Origin of the sequence: Catenovulum sp. 2E275 (assembly GCF_025515275.1) — a bacterium.
Classification (GTDB): Bacteria; Pseudomonadota; Gammaproteobacteria; order Enterobacterales; family Alteromonadaceae; genus Catenovulum.
Genome location: NZ_JAOPFU010000003.1, coordinates 167,261 through 193,061 on the forward strand (window position 1 = coordinate 167,261; position 25,801 = coordinate 193,061).

The window sequence follows — 25,801 nt, forward strand, 5'->3', positions numbered from 1 at the left end:
TTATTTATGGATATTACTGAATTACTATCTTTTTGTGTAGATCACAATGCATCTGATTTACATTTATCTGCTAATGTCCCCCCCATGATACGAGTTGATGGGGAGGTAAGAAAAATTAATATTCCGCCACTTGATCATAAGCAGGTTCATCAGCTTATCTACGACATTATGAATGATAAGCAGCGTAAAGAATACGAAGAAAACTTAGAGTCAGACTTTTCATTTGAAGTGCCAGATTTAGCCCGTTTCAGGGTTAATGCTTTTGTTCAAAACCGTGGTGCGGCGGCTGTTTTTAGAACCATTCCCTCGGAAGTTTTATCGCTTGAAGATATCCAGGCACCACCTATTTTTAGAAACTTAGCGGATAAGCCCAGAGGGTTAGTTTTAGTCACCGGGCCGACTGGTTCGGGTAAAAGTACCACACTGGCTGCTATGGTTGATTATATTAATCAAAATAAACATTTCCATATTTTAACCATTGAAGATCCTATCGAATTTGTCCATCAAAACAAAAGCTCGTTAATCAATCAAAGAGAAGTTAACCGCGATACCAAATCTTTTAATAATGCTTTACGCTCAGCGCTGCGTGAAGATCCCGATGTGATTTTAGTTGGTGAAATGCGTGATTTAGAAACCATTCGCCTTGCCATGACAGCGGCAGAAACTGGCCACTTAGTATTTGGTACATTGCATACTACATCCGCGCCAAAAACGATTGACCGAATTGTTGATGTATTTCCGGCAGCCGAAAAACCTATGGTTCGTTCTATGTTATCTGAATCGCTACAAGCTGTAATTTCTCAGGTATTGTTGAAGAAAAATGGCGGCGGGCGTATTGCAGCACATGAAATTATGGTTGGTACTCCGGCGATCCGTAACTTAATTCGGGAAGATAAAGTAGCTCAAATGTACTCTTCTATTCAAACCGGAATGAGTCATGGCATGCAAACTATGGATCAGGCGTTAATGGATTTAGTTAACCGTGGCATTATCACTAAACAAGTTGCTGCAGCTAAAGCAACTAATCAGCAATTTTAAGGTTGGCTATGTTAATTGACGCTTATTTAAGCAAAATGATTGAGTTAGATGCATCTGACTTATTTATAACCAAAGGCTGTGCGGTCAGCGCCAAAATTAATGGTGAGTTGCGCCCGCTTGATGAACAAGTATTAACCTCAGAGCAAAGTAAACAGTATACGCTGGATACAATGACCCAAGCTCAGCAAACTGAGTTTTTAGCCACTAAAGAATGTAACTTTGCATTAGCGACCCCAACAGGCCGGTTTCGATGTAATGCATTTGTGCAACGCGAACATTTTGGCATGATTATTCGTAAAATTAATACTGAAATTCCGAGTGTGGAAGCGTTACAACTCCCGCAAGTATTAAAAGATGTCATCATGGCTAAACGTGGGTTATTTTTATATGTAGGGGCTACCGGTACTGGTAAATCAACCGCATTAGCGGCATTAATTGGCCACAGAAACCGAAACAGTAAAGGCCATATTTTAACCATTGAAGACCCAATTGAATTTATTCACCAACATGAGCAATGCATCATAACGCAAAGAGAGGTTGGGGTAGATACCGAATCATTTGATGCTGCTCTTAAAAGTTCGTTACGTCAAGCGCCGGATGTCATTATGGTTGGTGAGATACGCTCAGCTGAAATTATGGAATATGCGTTATCTTTTGCCGAAACGGGGCATCTTTGTGTCGCGACTTTACATGCTAATAATGCAAATCAGGCAATCGACAGAATTTTAAATTTAGTCCCTAAAAGCATGAAAAATAAAATGCTGTTTGATCTTTCACTCAATTTAAGAGCCATTGTTGCCCAGCAATTAGTGCCAACAGAAGATGGTAAAGGCCGAGCGGCGGCAATTGAGATTATGCTTAATTCGCCATTAATTTCAGATATGATTGCACGTAATGATTTAGGTGGATTAAAAGAGGTAATGGAAAAATCACGTGAACTTGGCATGCAAACTTTTGATCAGGCTTTATTTGATTTATATGAGGCTAAACAAATTAGCTTAACTGAGGCTTTAGCGCATGCGGATTCACCTAATGATTTAAGATTAAAAATTAAGCTTAAATCTAATCAAGGTCCAAGAAGTGGCTTTTTAAGCGATGCCACGATTGATTTAGATTAGCGGCGCATACTTTAATTATTTTAAGCGTTTAATTCGCTTATTGATAAACAGCAAGCTAAAAATAAAAACGGCGATGAACTTATTTTAAGTTAATCGCCGTTTTTTTTAATTTTAATCGCTATTTGGTTTAATTTAACGATTTAACTATCAAGTAAATTATGCACTAGGGCTTAGTAACTCAGCTTTTAACCACGCAATTGTTTCTTGGTATTGCTCAGGTAATAAAGGCTCGATTTGCTCAAGAGCAGACTGAATATTTTTTTCACCCGTTTTACTAAAGTTAATATGACCGACTTTGCGCCCTGGACGAACTGATTTTTGATACCAGAATAATTCAGAACCTTCTACTGCCAACCAGTCTTTATCTAACTCGCAACCAATTAAATTAATCATAAAATTGGTATTGCGTACGCTAGGTTGGATCATAGGTAAACCAGTTACACATCTCACATGGCTTTCAAACTGGCTGATATTACTACCAGCCTGAGTCCAGTGACCACTGTTGTGAACTCGTGGGGCAATTTCATTAATTAATAGTTTGCCTTCAACATGAAAACATTCCATTGCCATGACTCCAACATATTCAACCGCATCCATCAGTTTTGTGAGCATAGCTTCTGCGGTGGCTTGTAATGGTTTTAATCTGTCTAGCGGACTAATTGACGCGGTTAAAATACCGTTTTGATGCAAGTTCAGTGTTAATGGGTAAAAATAGCATTGACCTTGTTGATCACGTACCCCAATTAAAGACACTTCTTCATCAAAATTAATGGCTTGTTCTGCAATGGCATTTTCATGCCAGTCTGCTGGAATTTCACTGTTTTCAGCTTGTTTTAACCAGTGTTGACCACGACCGTCATAACCACCTTTACGGCGTTTAAGTAATACTCTTTCACCTAGATTTTGGTGAATTTGAGCTTCGCTATCATCCGCTTTTACTAGCTGCCAAGGCGCAGTAGCTAAGCCAAGTTTATCCAATAAACTTTTTTGTAAAAAGCGGTCTGCTATCGTGGCAAAAAAGTCTTGATTAGCAAAATTATTATGAGCAGAAAGCGCGTTAGTCACAGGCGTTTTAGGCCACTCTTCACGCTCAGCGGTTACTACGTCATCCTTGTCTAAAACCGGTGCTGATTCTGCATCTATATCAATAGGTTTTACATCTACACCTAAAGGGTAACCAGCGTGCTGGAGCATATTACCAAGCTGACCTGCACCTAATACCCACAAAGTTTTATTAAAATAACCAGACATTTTTAAACTTCTTCTCTTGGATCCGGGTTTGCTAAAACAGTTTCAGTTTGTTCTGTGCGGAAATTATCAATACGAGTGGCCAGTTCAGCATCCTGAATCGCTAAGATTTGGGCTGCATATAAACCTGCGTTAAATGCACCAGCATCACCAATGGCTAAAGTACCTACCGCAACACCTTTTGGCATTTGAACAATTGAATATAAGCTGTCAACGCCGCTTAACGCTTTGCTCTGTACTGGAACACCTAAAACCGGTAAACGAGTTTTTGAGGCAACCATACCCGGTAAATGCGCAGCGCCACCAGCACCAGCAATAATCACCTGATAACCGTTTTCAACAGCTTGTGATGAAAAACTCATTAATTTATCTGGTGTTCTGTGAGCAGAAACAACTTCAACATGATACGCAACGTCTAATTTGTCTAATACATCGGCTGCGTTTTTCATAGTGGCCCAATCACTTTTTGAGCCCATAATAATGGCGATTTTTGCGTTCACCTTATTCTCCCATTTGCGACAGTGAGGCTTGTATCACTGATGCTAATTTGCAACTATACTCAAACAAATCAGACAGTTGCTGTAAATTCAAACAACCAATAGCAAAAACACCACTTTTTAGTAGTGCGGCTTTGATTTATGGTTTAACTTGTACAGACAGGCAAGAAATACCCGTTTAATTTAATGCGATTAGTAAGTGCATTAGCCGGAAAATTTATCCGCTGTAAACTGCGAGTGCATTAAAGGCTAATGATAACATTAAATGGTCGGGTTATTCCAAATAAAAGATGAAAATTACCGGTTCAGCATGACAAATCAGACAAAACTTTCGCAATTTGGCCAGCAGCTCACGCTGGATTCAGGCATTTTTGACTTAATGGCCGATTTAGGTCAGGCGCTTAATGTGAATCCCGATTTATTATTTTTAGGCGGAGGTAATCCGGCTAAAATTGAGGCATTTGAACAATTAATTGCTGATTATTTGCATCAAATAGCAGACGACCCAAAAGCCCTTAACCAATTAGTTGGTATTTATCAGTCGCCGCAAGGTTCAGAAATATTGTTGGATTTATTGGTTGAGTATTTCAATCAAAATTATGACTGGCCAATTAGCCGCAAAAATATTGCGATAACCAATGGCAGTCAGTCTGCATTTTTTATTTTAATTAACATGTTGGCGGGGCATCATCCGGATGCGCATAAGCATTTTTTATTTCCAGTGGTGCCGGAGTATTTAGGCTATAGCGATCAAGCACTGGGCGAAGGCTATTTTAAAGGCTGCAAACCCCAAATTGAGTTAATTGGCGAGCGTGAATTTAAATATAAAATTGATTTTGAAAAGCTAAATATTACCGCTCAAACCGCAGCTATGTGTGTTTCCAGACCAACAAACCCAACCGGTAATATGATTAGCGATCAAGAGCTGGCTCAATTATCTGAGTTAGCCCGCAACCATCGTATTCCTCTTATCATAGATTGTGCTTACGGCGCACCATTTCCGGATATTTGTTACCAGCCGTTAATGCATCCTTGGGATGAAAACCATATTAATGTATTCAGTTTATCTAAATTAGGTTTACCGGCTGTACGCACTGGGATTGTTATCGCCAATGAAGATATCATCAACAGTTTGGTGAAAGTGAATACCATTATGAGTTTGGCAAACGGTAATTTAGGACCTGCGTTATTGACTAAACTTTTGCAAAATAACCAGTTAGATTTGTTATGTGAGCAACATATTAAACCTTTTTACCAGCAAAAACGCGATCATCTCATCAGCCAAATTCAAGCTAAATTTAGCGGTATTCAGTACCGGATACATCAACCTCAAGGTGCATTTTTTGTTTGGTTATGGTTTGAAAATTTAAATATTAGTTCAACTGAGCTATACCAGATCTTAAAACAAAAAGGGGTATTAGTGATGGACGGTTATCCTTTCTTTTTTGCATTACCGGATGATTGGTCACATAAACACCAATGTTTACGTTTATCTTATTGTCAAAGTGATGAAATTTTAACTCAAGCAGTTGAAATTATGGCCGAAGTGTTGCACGGTTTAGCTAAGCATTAACGTAAGGCATATAACTTAATAATTAAGCTAAACTAAAGTGTTTTTATGTGGCTAAAGCCAAGTGCATAAAAAACTTCAAAAAAAGATTGTATATTTTAAATTTACTGCAATGATACGCGAAATTTTGACCGCTTATCTTATATAAAAGGATAAAGCGGCAGTTTATGACAGCGTGAGCTGTTATATCAGACAACCTTGTTGGGGACTTTAATGAAAATCGCTATTTTATCTCGTAATACCAATTTATATTCAACTAAGCGATTAGTTGAAGCCGGACAAGCCCGCGGACATGAAGTTGATGTGATAGATACTTTACATTGTTATATGGACATCACCAGTAATAAACCTGTGGTGCGTTACAAAGGCCAGCCATTACCTAAATATGATGCGGTTATTCCTCGCATTGGTGCATCTGTTACTTTTTATGGCACAGCGGTTGTCAGACAATTTGAAGTTGCGGGCACGTTTAGTGTGAATGAATCGGTCGCGATTAGCCGTTCTCGTGATAAATTAAGATCGCTCCAGTTATTATCTCGTAAAGGGGTTGGTTTGCCAAAAACTGGTTTTGCGCACCATCCAGACAGCATTAGCGATTTAATTCAAGGGGTTGGCGGTGCACCAGTTGTGATTAAATTATTAGAAGGCACTCAAGGGATTGGTGTGGTTTTAGCCGATACTGAAAAGGCTGCAACCAGTATTATTGAAGCTTTTATGGGCTTGCAGGCGAATATTTTAGTACAAGAGTTTATTAAAGAAGCCGGCGGTGCAGATATTCGCTGTTTAGTTGTGGGTGGTAAAGTGGTAGCCGCGATGAAACGTCAAGCCGGAGAAGGCGAGTTTAGATCGAACCTGCATCGAGGTGGTACCGCCGAATTAGTCCGTTTAAGTAAAGATGAAAGAGCAACTGCCATTAATGCCGCCAAAGTGATGGGGCTAAATGTCTGTGGTGTTGATTTATTACGCTCAAACCGCGGCCCTGTTGTAATGGAAGTTAACTCATCACCAGGTTTAGAAGGCATTGAAAAAGCGACAGGAAAAGATGTTGCCTCAATGGTAATTGATTTTATTGAAAAAAACGCAAAACCTTATGCAACCCGAACCAAAGGGCAAGGTTAACTGAACGTTTGTAGCTAAGGACAATTGCGTGCATAAAATTCAAAGTTCAAAGCAAGTATTCAGCATTGCAGGTGTTGAGGTTAAACCGGGCGAATTTAAAACCATCAATTTGCCTGCTGCCAAACTGTATACAGATATAGATATTGCAATGCCAATTCATGTGATCCGCGGTAAGCGCCCCGGTCCAACGGTATTTATTAGTGCTGCAATTCATGGTGATGAATTAAACGGAATCGAAATAATCCGCCGTTTATTAACCAAAAAAACGCTCAATACATTAAGAGGTATTTTAATTGCTGTGCCGATAGTGAATGTATATGGCGTTTTAAATCAAAGCCGTTATTTACCGGACAGACGCGATTTAAACCGCTCTTTTCCCGGTTCAGCTAAAGGTACCTTGGCTGGGCGAATTGCCCATTTATTTTTAAATGAAATCGTTAATAAATGCGACTATGGCATTGATTTGCATACCGGCGCGATCCATCGCTCTAATTTGCCTCAGGTTAGAGCAAATTTAGACGATGAAGAAACACTTGAATTAGCCAAAGCATTTGGTGTGCCTGTCCTGTTAAATTCCAATATTCGGGATGGTTCACTGCGTGGCGCAGCAACCGAGCAAGGTGTTAAAGTGCTGCTGTATGAAGCAGGCGAAGCGCTTAGATTTAACGAATTATCTATTCGGGCTGGTGTGTCCGGTGTATTAAATGTACTGGCACATTTAAAGATGATCCGAAAGTCGGTAAAACATAAAAACTTAGAACCTTTTGTTGCCCGTTCAAGCAATTGGGTCAGAGCCAGCTCAAGCGGTATTGTGCGCGAAAATAAACAACTGGGTGACTTTGTTGAAAAAGGCGAGTTATTAGCTGAAATTGGCGATCCGCTCGGTTTTAACTGTGAGCCTTTATATTCAAAGATCAGTGGGATTATTATTGGCAAAACCAATATTCCATTAGTTCACGAAGGGGAAGCTATGTTTCATATTGCCTATTTTCAGTCGGGAGATGAAGTGGCTGAAGAAGTTGAGCAAATGCCCGAAACCTTTTTACCAGAAGATTATACGAGTATTATCCAATGAGCATGAATCTTATTCTTTTAATCCTGATTTTGGCAGTTGGTTATTGGTTAATCCGGCAAGGGGTTAAACAAGTTATCAATAAAATCGGCCGAGAAAAACATATAGATAAAAAGCGTATTTTATATGTGAATGCTGTGATTAACTTTGGTGTATTTATGGTTTTTCTGGTGGTTGGCAGCGTGCTGTTGGGGATAGATTATAGCCATATTGCGATTTTCTTTTCTTCTGCGTTTGCGTTAATCGGCGTTGCTTTTTTTGCTCAGTGGTCAATATTAAGCAATGTAACAGCCAGTATTATTGTCTTTTTCTTTTTTCCTTATCGGGTTGGCGATAAAGTTAAAATTGTCGATGGGGAAAACAGCATTAGTGGCCGAATTTATGAAATCAGTTTGTTTCATGTCCTACTTAAAAACGAAAACCATGAAATTATGACTTATCCTAATAGTCTGGTTTTTCAAAAAGCGGTTATTATTAATCCAAAACCCGCAGGTGAAAACACGTTACCCGTTACTCAAACGCCAGAAAATCAACCACCAGCGGAGCAATCAAATGCGCAAGCTGGGCAAAAAGACATACAAACTAAGGAGCAAAATAAATGAAAAACAAACTCTTAGTTGGTGCATTAGAGGTTTGCCATTTACCTAAATTAGGCATTAAAGATTTAACGGTACGCGTAGATACCGGCGCGCAAACCTCATCAATTCATGTTGATAATTTGCGCAAAGTTACCCGCAAAGGAAAACCTTGGGTTGAGTTTGATATTCATCCGAATATTTATAATGTTGATGAAGTGATTCACTGCGAATCGCCCATTAAAGATATTCGCTGGGTAAAAAGCTCCAATGGTACCCGTCAGCAAAGATATGTAATTGAAACCGTATTTGAAGTGGGTGGACAAAACTGGCCAATTTTAATTACCTTAACTGACCGCTCTGACATGACTTATATGATGTTACTTGGACGCGAAGGTATGCAGGATAAAATTTTAGTTGATCCGTCAGAAACTTTTTTATGTACAGAACATGCTCAGCAAGAGGGCGAATAGACGAATAGAAAGGAATCAAGCTGAAAAGGAAGTAAAGAGGAAATAAAAGGAAAATAAATAACCCAATTCTTACTTTTTAATTGGCTACAGTTATGTAGCCAATTTGCTTACAAAACCTGAGCTGCCAAATCATCTACCTTGAAGTATCACTGGTATCAATCAGACTTTCTAAAATATCAGACTAAAACAAAACATGGCAATAAGCGGGATTAGGCAAATATTAATAATTGCCATCGCTTTTAGCTCAGTTTTAACCGACAAACCATAAAATAATAAAACAAAAGACCAAATGCTAAATAAATCAAAAGCTGCAAAAAATGAATATAATTTATCGCCGGGCTGCAAACCAATAACCTGATTAAAAGATGTAATTTGCAGCTGATATAAACTCAGTTGGTTATCGCCACTTACCATTAAAACCAAGCAAGACAACAACAATTGAAATACAGTTGGTACTTGCACCCACCAATAAAAGCCAAACCAGTTTGTGAGTGAATCGGTATTATTTTCATCTAATTTAGTCACTATATTTAAATATACGGCGATCAATAAACCCATAACAATCATTGTTAAGCTACTGCCGATATGGCTGGTATACCTGAGCATTTGAGGGGTAAATTGCTCTGCTAATATTTGCCTGTCAGAGGTAGATAAATCAGCCGGAAGCTGCTTTAAATTCTCATTGATTAACCAGTTAATATCGGTAAAAGCAAAATAACACAGCCAGAATAACTGTAAGCTTAATAAAATTAAAATAAATGGAAACCAGCCAGATAGCTGGTTTTGTTGTATTTGCAAAAATGCAAATTTAGGGCGTTTGATTAAAGCTTTAATTATTTGTAATTGCATGATTAAATGAGTAAAAAATTTATAAAGTAATATAAATGTTAAGTCTAACAAAGCGCCAGCAAAAAGGAAAAAAGGAATACTATGCTCAAGCTTACCCAAATCACGAAGCGCTTTAATTTAAAACAAGCCGCAAAACTGAAACAAAATTCCGCGCAGGATAGCCGAATTAAAGGCCGTTTTTTTTATAGTTTAAACGATATTTCACTAAACTGTGAACCCGGTGAAGTATTGGGGTTATTAGGGGCAAATGGTGCCGGTAAAACCACTTTATTACGGGTGTTATCAACCGCATTAACCGCTAATCAGGGCGAGTTTGAATTTAATGGCGTTTCGGTAAAAACGGCACTTAATCAATATCGCAAACAGGTCGGTTTTTTATCTGGCACGACAGGGTTATATGAAAGGCTGACAGGGTATGAAAACTTGCTGTATTTTGCCCGTTTATATGGATTAAGCCAGATTGAGGCTGAAAACCGGATTGCAACTCTGGCAGAGTTGTTAGCACTTAATGAATTTATCAATCGTCGTTTAGCGGATTATTCAACCGGAATGAAACAAAGAGTTGCGATTGCCCGCAGCGTATTACACTCGCCTAAATTATTAATTTTAGATGAACCAACTACCGGATTAGATATTGCGGCTAAAGAAGTGATTTTAACTTTTATTGAAACCATGCAAGCGCAGGGGATTTGCATTATTTTTTCAACTCACGATATGGCTGAGGTTGAGCGTTTATGTCAGCGGGTTTGTATTATCGATAAAGGCCAACAAAAATTTATTGGCGGAATTGATGAGCTTAAACAACAAACCAATGCGGCTTATTTACAGCAAGCCTTGTTATCATTAATGCAAAGCCAATAAAAATAATAAGGAAGTTAGATGATCACCATATTTAAAAAAGAATTACTTGAATTAAGCCGCGATAAAAAAACGCTGATGTTTATGATTTTATTGCCGATGCTTATTTTTCCTGCTTTATTTGGTGGTTTGGCTATTTTTGCGGCTAAAACCATTAAAACCGAGCAATCCAGAGTATTAGAATATTTAATTGTCAATCAAGCTCCAGCTCAGTTTAGCGAGTTACTTGAGCAAGATAATTCGTTTAAATCAGCTGATGCTAGTTTATATCCAGCGCAAGCCCAGTGGCAGCAAGCATTACAAACTAAACAATTAGATTTTGTCATTGTAATTAATGATGATTTTAATATTCAAAATGCTCAAAACCACCAAAATAACTGGCAACTGCACGTTTATGATGTAGAAGGCATCAATGCTGTCATTAGCCGGGTTAAAGCAAAGCTAAATCAATATAATCAAAATTTAACCGAGCAAAAGTTAACTGATTTGGGGCTGGGCGCAGAGCAAATTAGCGGCGTTACCGAGCCGGTTAAATTAGCACAAATCAATATCGCAGATAAAAAAGAGAATATAGGTGCACATTTAGGCGGTGCATTAACTTATATTTTATTGCCACTGTGTTTATTGGGCGCTATGTATCCGGCCATTGATATGGGCGCAGGCGAAAAAGAACGTGGCACATTAGAAGCGTTATTAATTGCGCCGGTTAGTGCGATGAATATTGTGCTAGGTAAATATTTAACCATTTGTACAGCCTCTTGTGTGGCGGCACTGATTGCCATTTTTAGTTTTATTTTATGGGGATTTATTTTTGCACAAGGCTTAGCGGTTAAATTTATTGTTGATATGGTCAGCACTTTAGGAATTGGTGATTTATTATTGGCGTTATTTATGATGATCCCGCTTATTTTATTTGTTGCCGCTATGGTATTAACCATTTCTATTTACGCCAAAAACTTTAAAGAAGCGCAAAACTTTATGGGGCCGTTAACCATTTTTATTTTTGTACCGTTAATTGTGGCTATGTTACCCGGTATTTCACTTAACTGGAATTGGGCTTTTGTGCCGGTTAGCAATGTGGCTTTAGCGGTAAAAGAAATTTTGAAAGGGCATGGTGAACTGGGGATGCTCAGTTTAATTTGGCTGGTTCAGTTTATTATGGCGGCAATCATGCTGTTGTTTTGTATATTTTGTTTTAAACGCGAATCTGTATTGTTCAGAAGCTGAGCAGACAGCTCAAATTCAAGCTTAATTCACATAAATACGCTATTGAACTGTGTTCATTTAAATTATACTGAGTTAAATCAAAAATATATAAAAATAATTCTAAATGCGCGTAACTCATTATTTAATTGGATGCGGCTTAACCATTGCCGCGAGCTTTAATTTAAACGCTAATCCGGCTCATTTTGGTAATGCTGTTGTCAGTGAAGTGGTTCGGGTTTATGACGGCGATACTTTTACCGTTAATTTATCAGACTGGCCGTCGATTATTGGTCACGAGATTAATGTTAGGGTGAATGGGGTTGATACACCCGAAATTCGCGGTAAGTGCAGTCAGGAAAAAGCGCTCGCCAAATTAGCCCGAACGTTTACAGCCAATACGTTATCGGGCGCTAAAAAAATAGAATTAACTGAAATTCAGCGTGATAAATATTTCAGAATTTTAGCAACTGTTATGGTCGATGGCATTAATTTAGCTGATTTATTAATTGAACATAAATTAGCGGTCGGTTATCAGGGAGGAACCAAACATAATCCCTGGTGTGTTAATTAATGCTCAACTAGCTTGGCTATAAATTTAACTATATAGCTTAGCTTAACCGGATTTTTTAGGAAAAGTATGTTTATTGTTTACCCGTCGAACCGGCTTGAAGATTTAATGATTCTGTTGGATAAAGTGCTTGAAACCCGTCAGGGCAGTATTTTTGAGGCAGATCAGATTCTGGTTGAAAGTCAGGGCATGCAGCATTGGATAAACATGCAACTGGCTAAAACTCAAGGCATAGCGATGAATATTGAGTTTCCTATGCCATCGCGTTTTATCTGGAATTTAGCGCGCGCTATTTTAGGCGAGATGATCCCCGAACAATCACCTTATAGCCGCGAAATATTAAGTTTCAGAATCGAAAAAATTCTCTCAGATAACCGTTTTATAGAGCAAACGTTTGCCAAACCGCTCAATCAATATTGGCAAACTGCCAATCAGTCACAACAATACCGGCGCTTTCAATTAGCCACCAAACTGGCCGACGTATTTGAACAATATATGCTGTATCGCCCAGAGTGGCTTGAGTTATGGCAGCAAAACCAAATGCCAGCTGCATTGCAAACTGAAAGTTTGACGGCCACTGCACAGTGGCAGCAAAAAATATGGCAGTTATTGGTGGCTGAACAGCCTTATCATCAGGCTAATTTACAGGATTTAGCCATTGCTAAACTGGATCAGCATTTAGATAAATTGCCCGAACAAATTTATATTTTTGGGATAAATGCATTACCGCCAAAAAGTCTGGCTTTTTTTGAGGCTATTTCCGAGCATATTCCGGTACATTTATTTCATTTAAATCCATCGGTAGAATTTTGGGGCGATCTACAAACCGATAAACACTTAGCCAGAGCGCAGCGCGCAAAAAAAGTGGCAGACTGGACCGCACAAGACAATATTCGCAATCCGTTATTAGCGAATTTAGGCGGGCAGGGCAAAGCCTTTTTTAATAGTTTGCAACAGCTTAATACCTATGAAATCAGTGGTTACAGTGATTTAGAAATTGATTATAAAAATGCAGAAAAACCAAGTGTTTTGGTTAGATTACAGCAAGATATTTTAAATTTAACCGATGCTGCCGAGCAGTTTGATCCGACTCAGCAAGCTGCTGAAATTGATGATTCAATTGTGATTAGCTCAAGCCACAGTGCGCTGCGAGAAATTCAAACCCTGCACGATTATTTATTGCATCAGTTTAATTGCGATCCAAATTTAAAACCGCAGGACATTGTAGTGATGTGCCCGGCGATTGAAGATTATGCACCTTATATTCAGGCGGTCTTTAAACGCCCCGGAATCACCTTAGATGAACATAGTATTCGTCTGCCTTGCTCCATTGCCGATAGAAAATCAATGGATGCCGAGCCATTAGTTAACAGCTTTATTGAGTTATTAAATTTACCGGACAGCCGCTTTGAAATCAGCAAAATACTGGATTATTTAAGGCTGCCTGCGTTGCAAAATAAATTTGGTTTTAGCGAGCATGAACTCACCACCATTGAAAATTGGTTACTACAGGCGCAAATTCATTGGGGGCTAGATGCCGGTCATAAAGCTGTGGTCAGTGAACTCACTAGCTCAACGCCCACTTATAGCTGGCAATGGGGTTTAGAGCGTTTGTTATACGGTTTTGCTTGGGGTAATGAATTACATATCGCCAATAATCAACTTTGGTTGCCGCATGTTGAAGGTCAGGATACTGTTTTATTAGGCCGTTTGTGCCATTTACTTGAGCGCTTACAGTTTCATAGCAAAAGTTTGTTAACGCCGCGTTTGCCAAGTCAGTGGCATGCTTATTTACACGAGTTAAAAAATACATTTTTTGCTGAAGACGACAAAGAACAAGACGCATTTTTTATTATTGATGCTGCCATTAATGCATTAACTGAACGGTGTGGCAGCAAAAAAGCGAATTTTGATCAAACGCTTGATTTAACTACGTTAAGATATTTTTTAACCCGTGAGTTTAGCCAGCCAGATCAAAAAAATCATTTTTTAACCGGGCAAATCACTTTTTGTTCAATGGTGCCGATGCGTAGCATCCCGTTTAAAATTATTGCGGTGTTAGGATTAAACGATGGTCAATATCCGCGTCAGCAAAATCCAATTAGTTTTGATTTAATGGCGGCAACTCCAACACAAGCAGGCGATAGATCGCGCCGTGGAGACGACAGATATTTATTTTTAGAAGCGCTTATTTCTGCTCGTAACCATTTATATTTAAGTTATCAGGGGCGCGATATTCGTAATAATGAACCGCGTCAGCCAAGTTTAATTTTAAAAGAATTAATGGATTATTTAAGTTCTGGTTATGGTTGGCAGTTCGATATTGAATCGGCTCATTCTCAATTGTTGGTTAATCCGCTGCACCCATTTAGCGAAAAAGCCTATCAGGGCAAATATCCAAGTTTTGATCCAAACTGGTGGCGGTTAATTAAACCAGAGCAGACTGAAAAAGTTAGCTTAGCTGAGGCTAATTTAGCTGAAATTAAACAAGATGAACAGCTGCCAGCTCAACTAACAATTGAGTTAAAGGTAGAACAACTGGTTGATTTTTTTACAAATCCGTTAGCTTGTTTTGCTAAACAAACATTGCATTTATACCTAAATGACTTTTCAATCGAACTGGATGATGTGGAGCCATTTAGCTTAAATAGTTTGGATGAATATTTATTCCGGCAGGGATTAACCAAACAAATTTTAACCGGTGCTGATAAAGCTGATTTTATCCGCCAGTTTCAATTATCCGGCCAATTACCGGAAACACCCATGCAGGATGAGGTGATTGAAACACTGGCGCAGCCCGCCGATTTAATTGCAGAGCAGCTTTCAAAATATACTATCAAACCGACTCATGCCAACACAGAGCTATTATTGTATTTTACAAAAAATGGCGACTGGATTGGCACTGATAATGAGCTGCTTAAAACCAATGCTGAAAATCAAATCCAAGTTAAAGTAAAACTATCGGCTCAACTTGAGCAGGCACAAGAGCTGATGATTAATTGGCGAGCGGCCAGCCGAAAAGGCAAAGATGAGTTGAGATTATGGCTGAATTATTTAACCGCAATGCGAGATCCGACATTAAATATTACCAGTGGATTAGGGGTGTATTTAGACGCTAAAAAAGAAAAGCTTGCCTTAGTTAATTTAACTCAAGCACAAGGTAACTTAACACAAGCAAAAGATAATTTAACTCAAACAGAACCAAAACAAGCGCCAGCACAATTAATCGAACTAGTTAAAATTTATTTGCAAACCATGCATTTCGGTAAAATTGGGCAGCCGGTTTATTTTATTGAACTGGCTAAAGCTTTGCTTAAAAAGCAGGAAGCTAGCCCTGTTAATGAGCTGATAAATACACCAGCGCAAATTAAAATATGGCAAAAATTTCAAACTGATATGCTTGAAAACGATGCGTATTTTAAATGGTTTTATCCGGCTGGTCTGGATTATCAAACCGAACTACATCAAAACTTATTAAGTTTATTTCAGCCCTTATATCAAAGTTTGACTGAGGTAAAATCATGAATCAGTTAAGCAAGCCAGCACAAAACTTACAGCCAGCCGAGTTGCCACTTTATGGCCGTCATTTAATTGAAGCCAGCGCAGGAACGGGCAAAACATTTAATATCACCCGTTTATATTTACGGTGTTTATTGGAAAAAGAACTCACAGTTCAGCAAATACTGGTCATGACATTTACCAAAGCGGCAACCGAAGAGTTACGCGCAAGAATTGATAAAGAGCTAAGAAACGCGCTGAATAACTGGGGTAAATTAGGCGAAAAAGACACTTTTTTTGCTGCTATGGAAAAGCAGTTTTCGCGTGAGCAAATAACACCAATATTAAAACTGGCGTTATTGGATTTAGATGAAGCGGCTATTTTTACCATTCATGGATTTTGTAATCGGGTATTATCGGCTCAGGCTTTTGCCAGTGGGATTGATTTTGAAACCCAAATGGAAACGGATACCAGCGAATATTTATTAGCCGCAACGCAAGACTGGATAAGAAAAGTTAATCAGAATAAAGATGATTTCCAATTGCTTGCGCAAAATAATTGGCATATTCCCGAACATTTTTTAAGTCAGTTTGCGGTTGCAATTAGTCAGGCGGATGATACGCAGGCGGCATCTGAATCAAACTCTCTCAGCGAGCAAAACCCAGCTAAACAGCAACTAACCGCAGCAACCGAAGATGCTATAAAAACTGCTCAGGCAGCCAGTTTGCAGCAAGCCGCTCAAACTTTTTGGGGGGTTAAACAAAGCGTATTGAGTGAGCTTAATTTAGCTAAAACTGAAATTTTTGATGCGTTAGTCAACCAACATAAAGATAAAACTAAACGCGAAGAAGAATGGGCTGAGCTAATCGGCTGGCTGGAAAATGAAAGCGATATGCCTTTTCCTAAAAGTGCAGGGGATTTTATTAATGGCAATCGTTACCGTAAAAATGAAAGCTTAAAAACCTTATTTGAGCCGTTAAAGCAGTTAAAAGATGAATTTAAAAAATCACTTGATGCGATTAATCAGCGTGCTGAACAACAACTCAATAATGCGCCGGTTTGTGAATTAGTTTTATCCGGTATTTTGCATATTCAGCAAAAATTTAACCGGATGAAACAACAGCAAAGTGTGATGGATTTTGATGATTTAATTATCAAGCTCAGCCGCACGCTTTTAGCCGAGAAAGAAAAAAAACAAACACAAAACATGCAAGCATCATTAACCGAATCACTAAAGCAGGATTATCCGGTTGCGCTGGTTGATGAGTTTCAGGATACAGACGCAGCACAATATGCAATTTTAGACTGTTTATATCCTAACGCAGCGCACAGTCAAAATACGTGTTTAATTATGATTGGCGATCCCAAACAAGCCATTTATGGTTTTAGGGGCGGTGATATTTTTACTTATTTAGCCGCTCGTGAGCAGGCAGATTTTCATTGGATTATGGATACCAACTGGCGCTCTGTTGCTACTATGGTGAGCGGTTATAACCGCCTGTTTTGGGGAAATGCATTAACTGAAAATTCAGCCGATGTATTTGGTTATAACATTGCTTATGAGCAAATAAAATCAACGGCTAATGCGGCGGCAAATAAAGCGCCGTTATTTGATCCAAATAATCAGTTTGCTGCGGTCAATTATGCTTTTCTTGGCGAAGTGGAGCAGCCAACTGGTGCTAAAGGTGCAGTTAAGGCGGATTACACCAGCCATTTAGCCACTTGGTGCAGTAACGAAATCATCCGTTTGTTAACTCAGGCAAAATTAGGTGAGCTACCACTTAAACAACAAGATATTGCCATTTTGGTCAAAACCGGTGGCGAAGCCCAAATCATGCAAACTGCGCTGGCAGCATCCGGCTTGGCTTCGGTTTATTTAAGTGATCGTTCCAATATTTTATTATCCGAACAAGCATTGCACATTGAACAGGTCTTAATGGCTTTATTGGAAGTTGAAAACGAAAGTTTATTAATCCGCGCTTTTTCAACTCCTTTATTTGGTTATGATTTAGCGCAACTGGCGCGTTTTCAACAAACCGAATATCAGGAAGAGTGGGAAGCTGCGGTTAATTTGGCAACCGAATTAAAACAATTATGGCAATATAATGGGGTGATGGCGCTGCTAATGCATTTGATTCACCACCAGTTTAAACCGCAGGCGCATATTCATGAGCGCAGCTTAACCAATATGATCCACCTTGCTGAAATTTTGCAGCAGGCATCCCGTCAGTTTAAACATCCGCAGCAATTATTAAAGTGGTACAAGCGCCAGCGAGAATTAGGCAAAAGTGAAGCTGAACAAAGGCTAGAAAGCGAAGCAAACTTAATTAAAATTGTCACTCAGCACAGCTCAAAAGGGCTGGAATATCCAGTGGTATTTATTCCGTTTGCTAATATTTATACCGACCCAACTAAAGCCGGTAAACAAACCCGACAATTTTTTAAATATTTTGATCAACAAGCTCAGCAAAGCAGAATGCAAATAGGTGCGGATGATGCTGTATTGGCACAGGTAAAACAGCAAGGGATCGCCGAATCAGTGCGTTTATTATATGTTGCGTTAACCCGAGCTGAGCATAGGTGTTATTTAGGCATTGCACCATTTGAGCAAGCCGAATATTCGGCTTTAGCTAAAACCTTGGGGGTTGAAAATAATGACCAGTGGGATGAAAAAATTCAAAATTTGGTTAAGACTTCGCAAGGCTCCAGCCAGCTCATTCAGTTAGCGCCAACCATTCAGCCAGAGCAATATCAAGGCGATGAGTCTGCCCAAAATTCTATTCAGCCTGCGCAATTCAATGCAGAGTTAGATGATAAATGGTCACTCTATTCGTTTTCTAAAATTACCCGTAATGCGCATACTTCTTTAAGTGATAAAAATGATGAACGCCGTGATTTATCTCAGTTAGCTGCGGATGAATTAATCGACCAGGTTGAGCCTAGTTCTGCCGGTATTCAATTTACTCTACCGAAAGGGGCGCATGCCGGTAATTTATTACACGATATTTTAGAACATACCGATTTTAGCCAGCCAAACTGGGCGCAAAGTACAAGCGATCCAATTATTCGATTTGGCTTACTTGAAGATACTCAAAAGCCAGAATTATTTAACTGGCTGGATTCGTTAATTCATGCTCGTTTCCCAGTCATAAGCGAACCGGATAAAAGCTTGTGTTTAGCCGATTTAAGTTTTAAACAAACGCTACGCGAAGCTGAGTTTTATTTTCCGCTTAATCGAGCCTATTTAGCTGCTTTAATGAAACTGTTAAAGCAGCACAGAGCCGTTAAACACAACATTTATTTACCGGCTGAGTCTGAGTTACAAGGTATGATGCATGGTTTTATTGATTTGATTTTTGAATATAACGGCAAATTTTATGTCGCAGATTATAAATCAACTCACTTAGGTAATCGGGTTGAGGATTATCATTTTGATGCATTAAAAGCGAATAATCAGGCGCATTTTTATGATCTGCAATATTTGATTTATTCATTGGCATTACATAGATATTTGCAAACTCGCTTACCGGATTATGATGTTAATCAACATTTTGGCGGCGTCTACTACTTTTATTTACGCGGTATGGATAAACACAATAGCGAAGCGTTTGGGGTTTTTTATACAGAGATAACAGCCCAAGTTTTAACTGAGTTGGATGCACTTTTTAGCCAGCAAAAAGCCGAGCCATCACAAAGTACCGGTGAACAATTGGAGCTGTTATGACTGTAACTTATCAGAGCCAGATTTATCAGGATTTAACCCGTTGTCAGCAGCACTTAGCCGGCATTGAAGCAATTGATTTTTATCTGGCAAAACAATTATCTCAGTTATTAAAGTTATCTGACAACCCTCAGTTAAATCAGGGTGATAAGACGCAAGTTTTTCATATATTGTTAGCGCTGCAATATTTTTTACGCCAAGGGCACACTTGTTTACCCTTGGCTCAAATTAGCGGGCAAACTTTATGGAGGGATGAAACTGCTCAACTTCAACAAGTGCCAGAAAACAAAGCAGAGCCAAAAGCAAATACAGACAGCAATCCAGAAGCTAATATAGAGTCTGAGTTACCAGTTTTACCCGCATCCGGTTTTACTTTTAGTGATCAAAAACAGCTTATCAGCATGATTCAATTATGTTTTGCTGAAACGCATTTATCGGCTGAAAACTTGCCCATTATTTTAGATGATGGCTTGTTATATTTTCGCCGTTATCACCAATACGAAACTTTGGTTGCGGCTAAAATTCGCAAAAAATCACAGCAAAAGCCATTAAGTGCTGGACAAGTTACCGCAGTAAAAGCGATTTATCCTAAACTATTTGGCCATCATCCTAATCATTCAGGTGAAACCGATTGGCAGCAGGTGGCGGTGGCAAATGCATTAGGGCGTGAACTCAGCATTATTTGTGGTGGACCGGGTACAGGGAAAACTTACACTGTGGCTCGTTTATTAGCTGTATTACAGGCGGCTAAACTGGCAGATGAAAATGACGCTCATAGCTTAAATATTTTAATGGCTGCCCCAACCGGTAAAGCCGCGCAGCGTTTAAAAGAGTCGATAACCGCCGCCAAAAAACAACTGGCGCAAGCCGAAATTAACGATGATATTTTGCAGGCTATACCGGAGCAGGCCAGCACACTACATAGATTATTAGGCATTACCCCAAATCATTTCCAACCAAAGCATAATGCGGATAACCCACTTAATTGTGATCTGTTATTAGTAGATGAAGTGTCTATGATTGATTTGGCTATGATGGCCAAATTGTTAGCCGCGTTACCACAAGGTGCTGCGTTAATTTTATTAGGGGATGCACAGCAATTGCCCTCAGTTGAAACCGGTAATGTATTGGCTGATTTAGTGGCGGGTTTTAAACCGGTTTATCCGCCGGAGGCTGCGCGCCAGATTAGTGAAATTTGTCATCAGCAAGTCGAAGTCGCTGACAACTCAGATTTATTTCCAGCCAAACGTGCCAGTCATATCTGCTTTTTAACTAAAACGCATCGATTTGGCGGTGAAATTGCTGAGCTGGCGAAAGAAATTATCAACGGCGAAGCTAAAGCCTCGTGGCAAAGGTTATCCCGTTTTGCATACCCAGCGACTCAATCAATCAACCAAAGCCCAGCGTTAAATCATTTGCTGCATAGCAAGTTAGATAACTGGCTTGAAGCGGCCTGTTTACATTATTATTTGCCGGTGAGTCAGGCAAAGTCGGTAGATAATGCATTTAATGCTTTGGCTCGTTTTAGAATTTTAGTGGCAAATAGGCAAGGGCCGTTTGGTGTTGAGCAACTCAATTTAAAAATTGAAAAAATACTGGCACAGTCTCGTAGTCAAATTAGGCTTAATCAGCATTATCATGGTCGCCCGATTATGGTGACAGAAAATGCCTATAGCACAGGTTTATTTAATGGTGATATTGGCCTGATTTGGGCTGATGAAAATAAAAAACTGAATGCTTATTTTGAAACCGAAAATGGGCTTAAAAAAATCAGTTTGGCACGTTTGCCCAAGGTTGAAACTGTGTATGCGATGACGATTCATAAAACCCAAGGCAGTGAATTTTCAGATGTAGCACTGATTTTACCGACGAATATGAGTCAATTATTATCGCCCGAGTTAATTTATACCGGCATCACCCGAGCGAAACAAAAACTATTTATAGTGACAGATAAAATGGTTTGGCATAATGCCGTTAACAGCCAGCTTAACCGATATTCAGGTTTGGCTAAACGTTTATTTAATAGTGTGGAAAGTGAAGTAATATGAGTTTTTTAAGTGCTGAATTAATTGATATTTCAGCTTTTATTTTGTTTTTAATTATTTGGTTTGGCTATGCAGCATTTGCAAAAAGAATGTCTAAAAAGCGTGCGACTTTATCCAGCGTTTTGATTATTTTACGTATTGACTGGATGAACCATTTATTACAACGGGAAAACCGGATTTTAGATGCAGCGTTAATGGGCAATATCGAAAAAAACATTAACTTTTTTGCTTCCACCACCTTATTTATTATTGCCGGTGCGTTAACTGCATTAACCTCAGCGCCAACAATTTATGAAATGATCCAACATATTCCTTGGGTTTGGCCACAAACTGTGACCTTAATTCAATGTAAAATCTTCTCAATTATTATGGTATTGGTTTATGCTTTTTTTAAATTTACCTGGGCGTTAAGACAATACGGTTTTGCCTCTGTCATGATTGGTGCTGCGCCAAATCCGGAGGACCAAAATGCGACAGAAGAAATGAAAAAAGCTTTTGCAGTTAATGCCGGTAAATTAATTGATCAGGCTCAGCATAATTTTAATATGGGAATGCGCTCGTATTATTTTGCTTTATCGATAGTTGGTTGGTTTATTCATCCTGCGTTATTTGTTTTATTTGCTTTTATTGTGATGCGAATTTTATATTTACGCGAATTTCGCTCGCGCTCATTAAAAACCTTGGTAGATGGATTAAGCATGAGCCAATATTATCGGGATAATCAGGAAAGCTTAAAAATTAACAAACCTTAATTTGATCTATTTAAAATGAACGAAATTACCCAAAAAGCATTAGCTAAATTGCCGGAAATTTTAACCCGAGATTTAGACCAAAACTTATGCACCTGTAACGAAGTATTAAAAATTAAGATTATTGAAGCCATCGCCAGCGGCGCAATGAGTGTGGAAGAAGTCAGACGCCAAACCTACGCAACTGACGGCTCAGCCTGTTGTAAACAACAAGTCGCCAGATTGGTTGAGTGTATTTGGGAGTAAGCTACAAGGTTATGAAATATTATTTTATTCTGATTTTCTTTTTTGAACATGTAAGTTTTAATGATTTTCAACTAACCTAATTAAATGACTTAAGCTGATTAGTTTGGAGAGGTACTAATCTTTATTTCAATAAGGAAATATTATGTTAGAGTTTGTTGAAAAGATTTTCCATAAAGTACACCAACTTTCAGAACTAAACTTAAATGAATCAGATAAATTACTAATTCATAAAATTAGAGAGGACAAACTTACTTACCTTACAGAACGTAAATTATTTAGTATAGCTTCCACATGTAGACAGATTGAAGCAAAGGGATTACCAGGTCAATTTATTGAAGCTGGCTGTGCTTTAGGTGGTTCTTCCATTCTGATTTCTTCAGTTAAGTCATGCTCGCGAACGATGAATATTTATGATGTTTTTGGCATGATTCCTGCGCCAACTCAAGAAGATACTAAAGATGTCCATGAACGTTATAAAATTATTAGTGGTGGTCAAGCTATGGGCATTCAGGGCGATAAATACTATGGGTATGAAGAAAATTTATATGACATTGTTAAAAATAACCTTGAGCGCTTTGATATAGATTGTGAACAAAATAATATACGGCTTATTAAAGGGCTAGTACAGGATACTTTATCTCTTCAAGATGACGTTGCTTTTGCACATGTGGATGTTGATTGGTATGAACCCGTAACAACATGCCTGGAAAGAATATTTCCTAGGTTAGTTAGTGGTGGAAGTATTATTTTGGATGATTATCATGATTGGGGTGGCTGCAAAAAAGCGACTGATAAATATTTAACAAAAGTATCGGGCCAATTTCATTTAAATAGCTCGGCTGGTTCATTAAAGATAACCAAAAAATAACCATGCACTAGCATGGTGTTACATGCTAGTTGTTGAATATACTAGGATATTTTGTAAAGTTAAGTGGTTTTACTTAGAGATATTTAGGTAATCTAAATTTTAAAGCTTCAATTCTTTTTATTAATATTGCCAATTTAGTAAGAAGGGAATCTGCTAAGCTTAAGCTATTAAACAGGCCTACACATTTGCTTTGAGCTAGGCCTGTTTTATTCTATTTTGTTTATTGCGTTACGTTGCTAATAGCTAGCTCAAAGTATTTTTTAACACTGGTATTAATGTCATTAATCAGTTTTTGGTAACAAATCCCCGGAAAAGCAAAAGTATGGCTGGAAAAGCTTAATAATACGGTGGGAGCTTGTGGATCGGTTTCGTCGTATATCCATTCACCGCCGATATGTTTACGAAAAGTTTCGCCAACGTAAGAGCCAAGCATGTTACAAATCACAAAAATAAATTCATCTTTTTTGGCTTGATCTTTTAATTTAGCAACGCTCCACAATAATACTCTGTCGATTTGCGATATGCTTTCTAAACTAAAATCTAAATGAATATCGTATTCTTCACGGACATAATTAACGGCATCAACTGATGATTCTTCCATTAATTTAGTAATTTCGATTTGATTCATTTTTGTTATCCTAATTGAGTTGAATCAGTCTGTAGCCTAACAGAATGTTTTCACAATATAAAAATTATTTATTCGCTATGATGACAGCACGGATGGGTGCAGGGTAGCCTTCAATGGTTTTAGTTTGATCGTTTGGATCTAAAAAATCGGCTAAAGATTCATTTTGCATCCACTGAGTTTTTCTTTGTTCATCTAAACTGGTTGTGGTTTCATCCACAACGCGAATATTGCTAAAGCCACACCTTTCTAACCAGTGACAAAGTGCTTTGCTGCTGGGAATAAACCAGACATTACGCATTTTGGCGTATCTTTCACCCGGTACTAAAACTTGATGCTCATCACCCGGAATCACTATGGTTTCTAATACTAATTCACCGCCCGGTTTTAATTGCGCTTTTAATTGTTGGATAAAATCAATCGGGGATTTTCTGTGGTATAGCACCCCCATTGAAAACACGGTATCAAAAGCGTTGCAAGCAGGCAGTTGCTCAACGCCTAAAGGCAATAAATGGATATTTGGTCGATTAATAAAATGCTGGAATACTTGGAATTGGGCAACAAATAATTCGGTGGGATCTGCGCCTACCACTAATTTTGCATCTTCACCCAGCATACGCCACATGTGGTAACCGTTGCCGCAGCCAACATCTAATACGGTTTTATCTTTAAGCGGAGTAATATGAGGTAATACCCGATCCCATTTCCAGTCGCTACGCCATTCGGTATCTAAATGTAAATCAAATAAATGATAAGGACCTTTTCGCCACGGCATTAGGTTAGGTAATAATTTTTCTAAGCGAATTTTTTCACCTTGATTAAGGTCATCCGCCAAACCTATGGTAACGGCTTGTTTGAGTTCAATTTGACTTGGTGTAACTTTAGGTAAGTTTTTTATAGTTTTTTGCCAGTTGGCAAAATCACCGTGACGGGTTTGTTTTTGCCATTGGTTTAATAAAGCCGGAATTTGTTCCAGCCAATCATCCATTTGGTGGTCTAACAAACTTTGATAAAACTGAGCGAATAAAGACGTTTTAGACATGAAAAAATAGTAACCTAAATTATTTAATAGCTAACATGGAGGTGAAATTAAAGCACTGATACCATTGGCTAAATTGGCTAAATCCAGCTTGTTTGAAGCGTTCAAAATGAATCTCTAAGGTATCGGTTAGCATTACGTTTTCGATTGCGGTTCTTTTTTGGGCAATTTCTAATTCACTGTAACCATGCGCCCGTTTAAAATCTAAATGAAGTTCATCTAATGTATTTTGAATGGCTGGCGTGTCGAATCTTAGCTTTTCCGATAAAACTAAAATGCCACCTGGGTTTAACCCTTGATAAATTTTATTGATTAGCTCAATTCTTTTATCCGGTGAAATAAACTGCAAGGTAAAGTTTAGCACCACAACTGAGGCATTTTTTATTTCAAAATCAACGGCATCAGCACAAATTACATCGGTTTTTATTTGGCTTTTAAAGTTACTTAAATGCATTTGGCAGCGTTCAACCATAGCAGCTGAAGTATCCACTGCATAAATTTGGCAGCCTTGAGCTTGAATACTACGGCGCATTGCTAAAGTAGCAGCGCCTAATGAACAGCCTAAATCATAAATATGGCTATTGGTTTGGGCAAAATTTTGTGCCAAATGGCCGATAGTTGAAATAATGGTTTGATAACCCGGAACTGAGCGCTGGATCATATCTGGAAATACATCAACCACCGTTTCATCAAAAACAAAATCTTTTACTGTTTGTTGTGGTGTTGAATAAATATTATCTAAATTGCTCATAGGGTTATAAAATAAACGAAAAATTGTACATCAAGCCATTTTACATTATGTCGTACTAATTTGCCTG

General features: G+C 38.5%; 22 protein-coding genes. 16 read left to right on the plus strand and 6 right to left on the minus strand.

Annotation, left to right across the window (positions count from 1 at the left end; all coding sequences use genetic code 11):
- Positions 1-6 precede the first annotated feature (6 nt).
- Both N7931_RS02980 and N7931_RS02985 read left to right on the plus strand, forming a co-directional pair.
- Positions 7-1,038: a type IV pilus twitching motility protein PilT gene (locus tag N7931_RS02980; RefSeq protein WP_262791819.1), complete on the plus strand. Its 1,032-nt coding sequence runs from the start codon at positions 7-9 to the stop codon at positions 1,036-1,038.
- An 8-nt stretch (positions 1,039-1,046) separates the two neighbouring features.
- Positions 1,047-2,156 (plus strand): PilT/PilU family type 4a pilus ATPase, encoded by a 1,110-nt coding sequence (locus N7931_RS02985; protein WP_262791820.1) that lies wholly within the window; start codon positions 1,047-1,049, stop codon positions 2,154-2,156.
- Between the two features lie 156 nt (positions 2,157-2,312).
- Here the strand turns inward: N7931_RS02985 and purK are convergent, their stop codons facing one another.
- Together purK and purE are read right to left on the minus strand one after the other, a co-directional pair.
- Positions 2,313-3,407, minus strand: a complete 1,095-nt coding sequence (purK, locus tag N7931_RS02990) for a 5-(carboxyamino)imidazole ribonucleotide synthase (RefSeq protein ID WP_262791821.1) — start codon at positions 3,405-3,407, stop codon at positions 2,313-2,315.
- 2 nt (positions 3,408-3,409) lie between these two features.
- Positions 3,410-3,904: a 5-(carboxyamino)imidazole ribonucleotide mutase gene (purE, locus tag N7931_RS02995; protein WP_262791822.1), complete on the minus strand. Its 495-nt coding sequence runs from the start codon at positions 3,902-3,904 to the stop codon at positions 3,410-3,412.
- 307 nt (positions 3,905-4,211) lie between these two features.
- On the opposite strand from purE, the gene N7931_RS03000 reads away from it, so the two are divergent.
- From N7931_RS03000 to N7931_RS03020, 5 genes are all read left to right on the plus strand, one after another.
- Positions 4,212-5,474 (plus strand): valine--pyruvate transaminase, encoded by a 1,263-nt coding sequence (locus N7931_RS03000; protein ID WP_262791824.1) that lies wholly within the window; start codon positions 4,212-4,214, stop codon positions 5,472-5,474.
- Between the two features lie 210 nt (positions 5,475-5,684).
- The gene (gene rimK, locus N7931_RS03005) at positions 5,685-6,590 is read left to right on the plus strand and encodes a 30S ribosomal protein S6--L-glutamate ligase (RefSeq protein WP_262791825.1); all 906 of its coding nucleotides are present in this window, start codon (positions 5,685-5,687) and stop codon (positions 6,588-6,590) included.
- Between the two features lie 28 nt (positions 6,591-6,618).
- Positions 6,619-7,665, plus strand: a complete 1,047-nt coding sequence (locus tag N7931_RS03010; RefSeq protein WP_262791826.1) for a succinylglutamate desuccinylase/aspartoacylase family protein — start codon at positions 6,619-6,621, stop codon at positions 7,663-7,665.
- Positions 7,662-8,264, plus strand: coding sequence for a mechanosensitive ion channel domain-containing protein (locus tag N7931_RS03015; protein ID WP_262791827.1), 603 nt, complete (start codon positions 7,662-7,664; stop codon positions 8,262-8,264). The genes N7931_RS03010 and N7931_RS03015 overlap by 4 nt, the downstream gene beginning before the upstream one ends.
- On the plus strand, positions 8,261-8,710 hold the full coding sequence (locus tag N7931_RS03020) for an ATP-dependent zinc protease (protein WP_262791828.1): 450 nt from the start codon (positions 8,261-8,263) through the stop codon (positions 8,708-8,710). The genes N7931_RS03015 and N7931_RS03020 overlap by 4 nt, the downstream gene beginning before the upstream one ends.
- A 168-nt stretch (positions 8,711-8,878) precedes the next feature.
- On the opposite strand, the gene N7931_RS03025 is transcribed toward N7931_RS03020, so the two are convergent.
- On the minus strand, positions 8,879-9,559 hold the full coding sequence (locus tag N7931_RS03025; RefSeq protein WP_262791830.1) for a YIP1 family protein: 681 nt from the start codon (positions 9,557-9,559) through the stop codon (positions 8,879-8,881).
- Between the two features lie 81 nt (positions 9,560-9,640).
- Between N7931_RS03025 and N7931_RS03030 the strand changes: the two genes are divergently transcribed.
- From N7931_RS03030 to N7931_RS03070, 9 genes are all read left to right on the plus strand, one after another.
- Positions 9,641-10,420 (plus strand): ABC transporter ATP-binding protein, encoded by a 780-nt coding sequence (locus N7931_RS03030; RefSeq protein WP_262791832.1) that lies wholly within the window; start codon positions 9,641-9,643, stop codon positions 10,418-10,420.
- 18 nt (positions 10,421-10,438) lie between these two features.
- A complete protein-coding gene (locus N7931_RS03035; protein WP_262791833.1) occupies positions 10,439-11,644 on the plus strand; it encodes an ABC transporter permease in 1,206 nt (401 codons plus the stop codon).
- A 103-nt stretch (positions 11,645-11,747) separates the two neighbouring features.
- Entirely contained in the window at positions 11,748-12,194 is a 447-nt protein-coding gene (locus tag N7931_RS03040; protein WP_262791835.1) for a thermonuclease family protein, read from the plus strand.
- 66 nt (positions 12,195-12,260) lie between these two features.
- A complete protein-coding gene (gene recC / locus N7931_RS03045; RefSeq protein ID WP_262791836.1) occupies positions 12,261-15,716 on the plus strand; it encodes an exodeoxyribonuclease V subunit gamma in 3,456 nt (1,151 codons plus the stop codon).
- Positions 15,713-19,414, plus strand: a complete 3,702-nt coding sequence (gene recB / locus N7931_RS03050) for an exodeoxyribonuclease V subunit beta (protein ID WP_262791837.1) — start codon at positions 15,713-15,715, stop codon at positions 19,412-19,414. Before recC ends, recB begins: the two co-directional genes overlap by 4 nt.
- A complete protein-coding gene (recD, locus tag N7931_RS03055) occupies positions 19,411-21,459 on the plus strand; it encodes an exodeoxyribonuclease V subunit alpha (RefSeq protein ID WP_262791838.1) in 2,049 nt (682 codons plus the stop codon). The genes recB and recD overlap by 4 nt, the downstream gene beginning before the upstream one ends.
- A complete protein-coding gene (locus tag N7931_RS03060; RefSeq protein WP_262791839.1) occupies positions 21,456-22,208 on the plus strand; it encodes a DUF599 domain-containing protein in 753 nt (250 codons plus the stop codon). The genes recD and N7931_RS03060 overlap by 4 nt, the downstream gene beginning before the upstream one ends.
- 15 nt (positions 22,209-22,223) lie before the next feature.
- A complete protein-coding gene (locus N7931_RS03065) occupies positions 22,224-22,451 on the plus strand; it encodes a (2Fe-2S)-binding protein (RefSeq protein WP_262791841.1) in 228 nt (75 codons plus the stop codon).
- Between the two features lie 142 nt (positions 22,452-22,593).
- On the plus strand, positions 22,594-23,319 hold the full coding sequence (locus N7931_RS03070; protein WP_262791843.1) for a TylF/MycF family methyltransferase: 726 nt from the start codon (positions 22,594-22,596) through the stop codon (positions 23,317-23,319).
- A 220-nt stretch (positions 23,320-23,539) separates the two neighbouring features.
- Here N7931_RS03070 and N7931_RS03075 read toward each other — a convergent pair whose 3' ends face one another.
- The 3 genes from N7931_RS03075 to cmoA form a co-directional block, all read right to left on the minus strand.
- On the minus strand, positions 23,540-23,947 hold the full coding sequence (locus N7931_RS03075) for a hypothetical protein (RefSeq protein ID WP_262791844.1): 408 nt from the start codon (positions 23,945-23,947) through the stop codon (positions 23,540-23,542).
- A 64-nt stretch (positions 23,948-24,011) separates the two neighbouring features.
- Entirely contained in the window at positions 24,012-24,986 is a 975-nt protein-coding gene (gene cmoB, locus N7931_RS03080) for a tRNA 5-methoxyuridine(34)/uridine 5-oxyacetic acid(34) synthase CmoB (RefSeq protein WP_262791845.1), read from the minus strand.
- A 19-nt stretch (positions 24,987-25,005) separates the two neighbouring features.
- Positions 25,006-25,734 carry a carboxy-S-adenosyl-L-methionine synthase CmoA gene (gene cmoA, locus N7931_RS03085; protein WP_262791846.1) on the minus strand — a complete coding sequence of 243 codons (729 nt, stop codon included), beginning with the start codon at positions 25,732-25,734 and terminating at the stop codon, positions 25,006-25,008.
- Between the last annotated feature and the right edge of the window lie 67 nt (positions 25,735-25,801).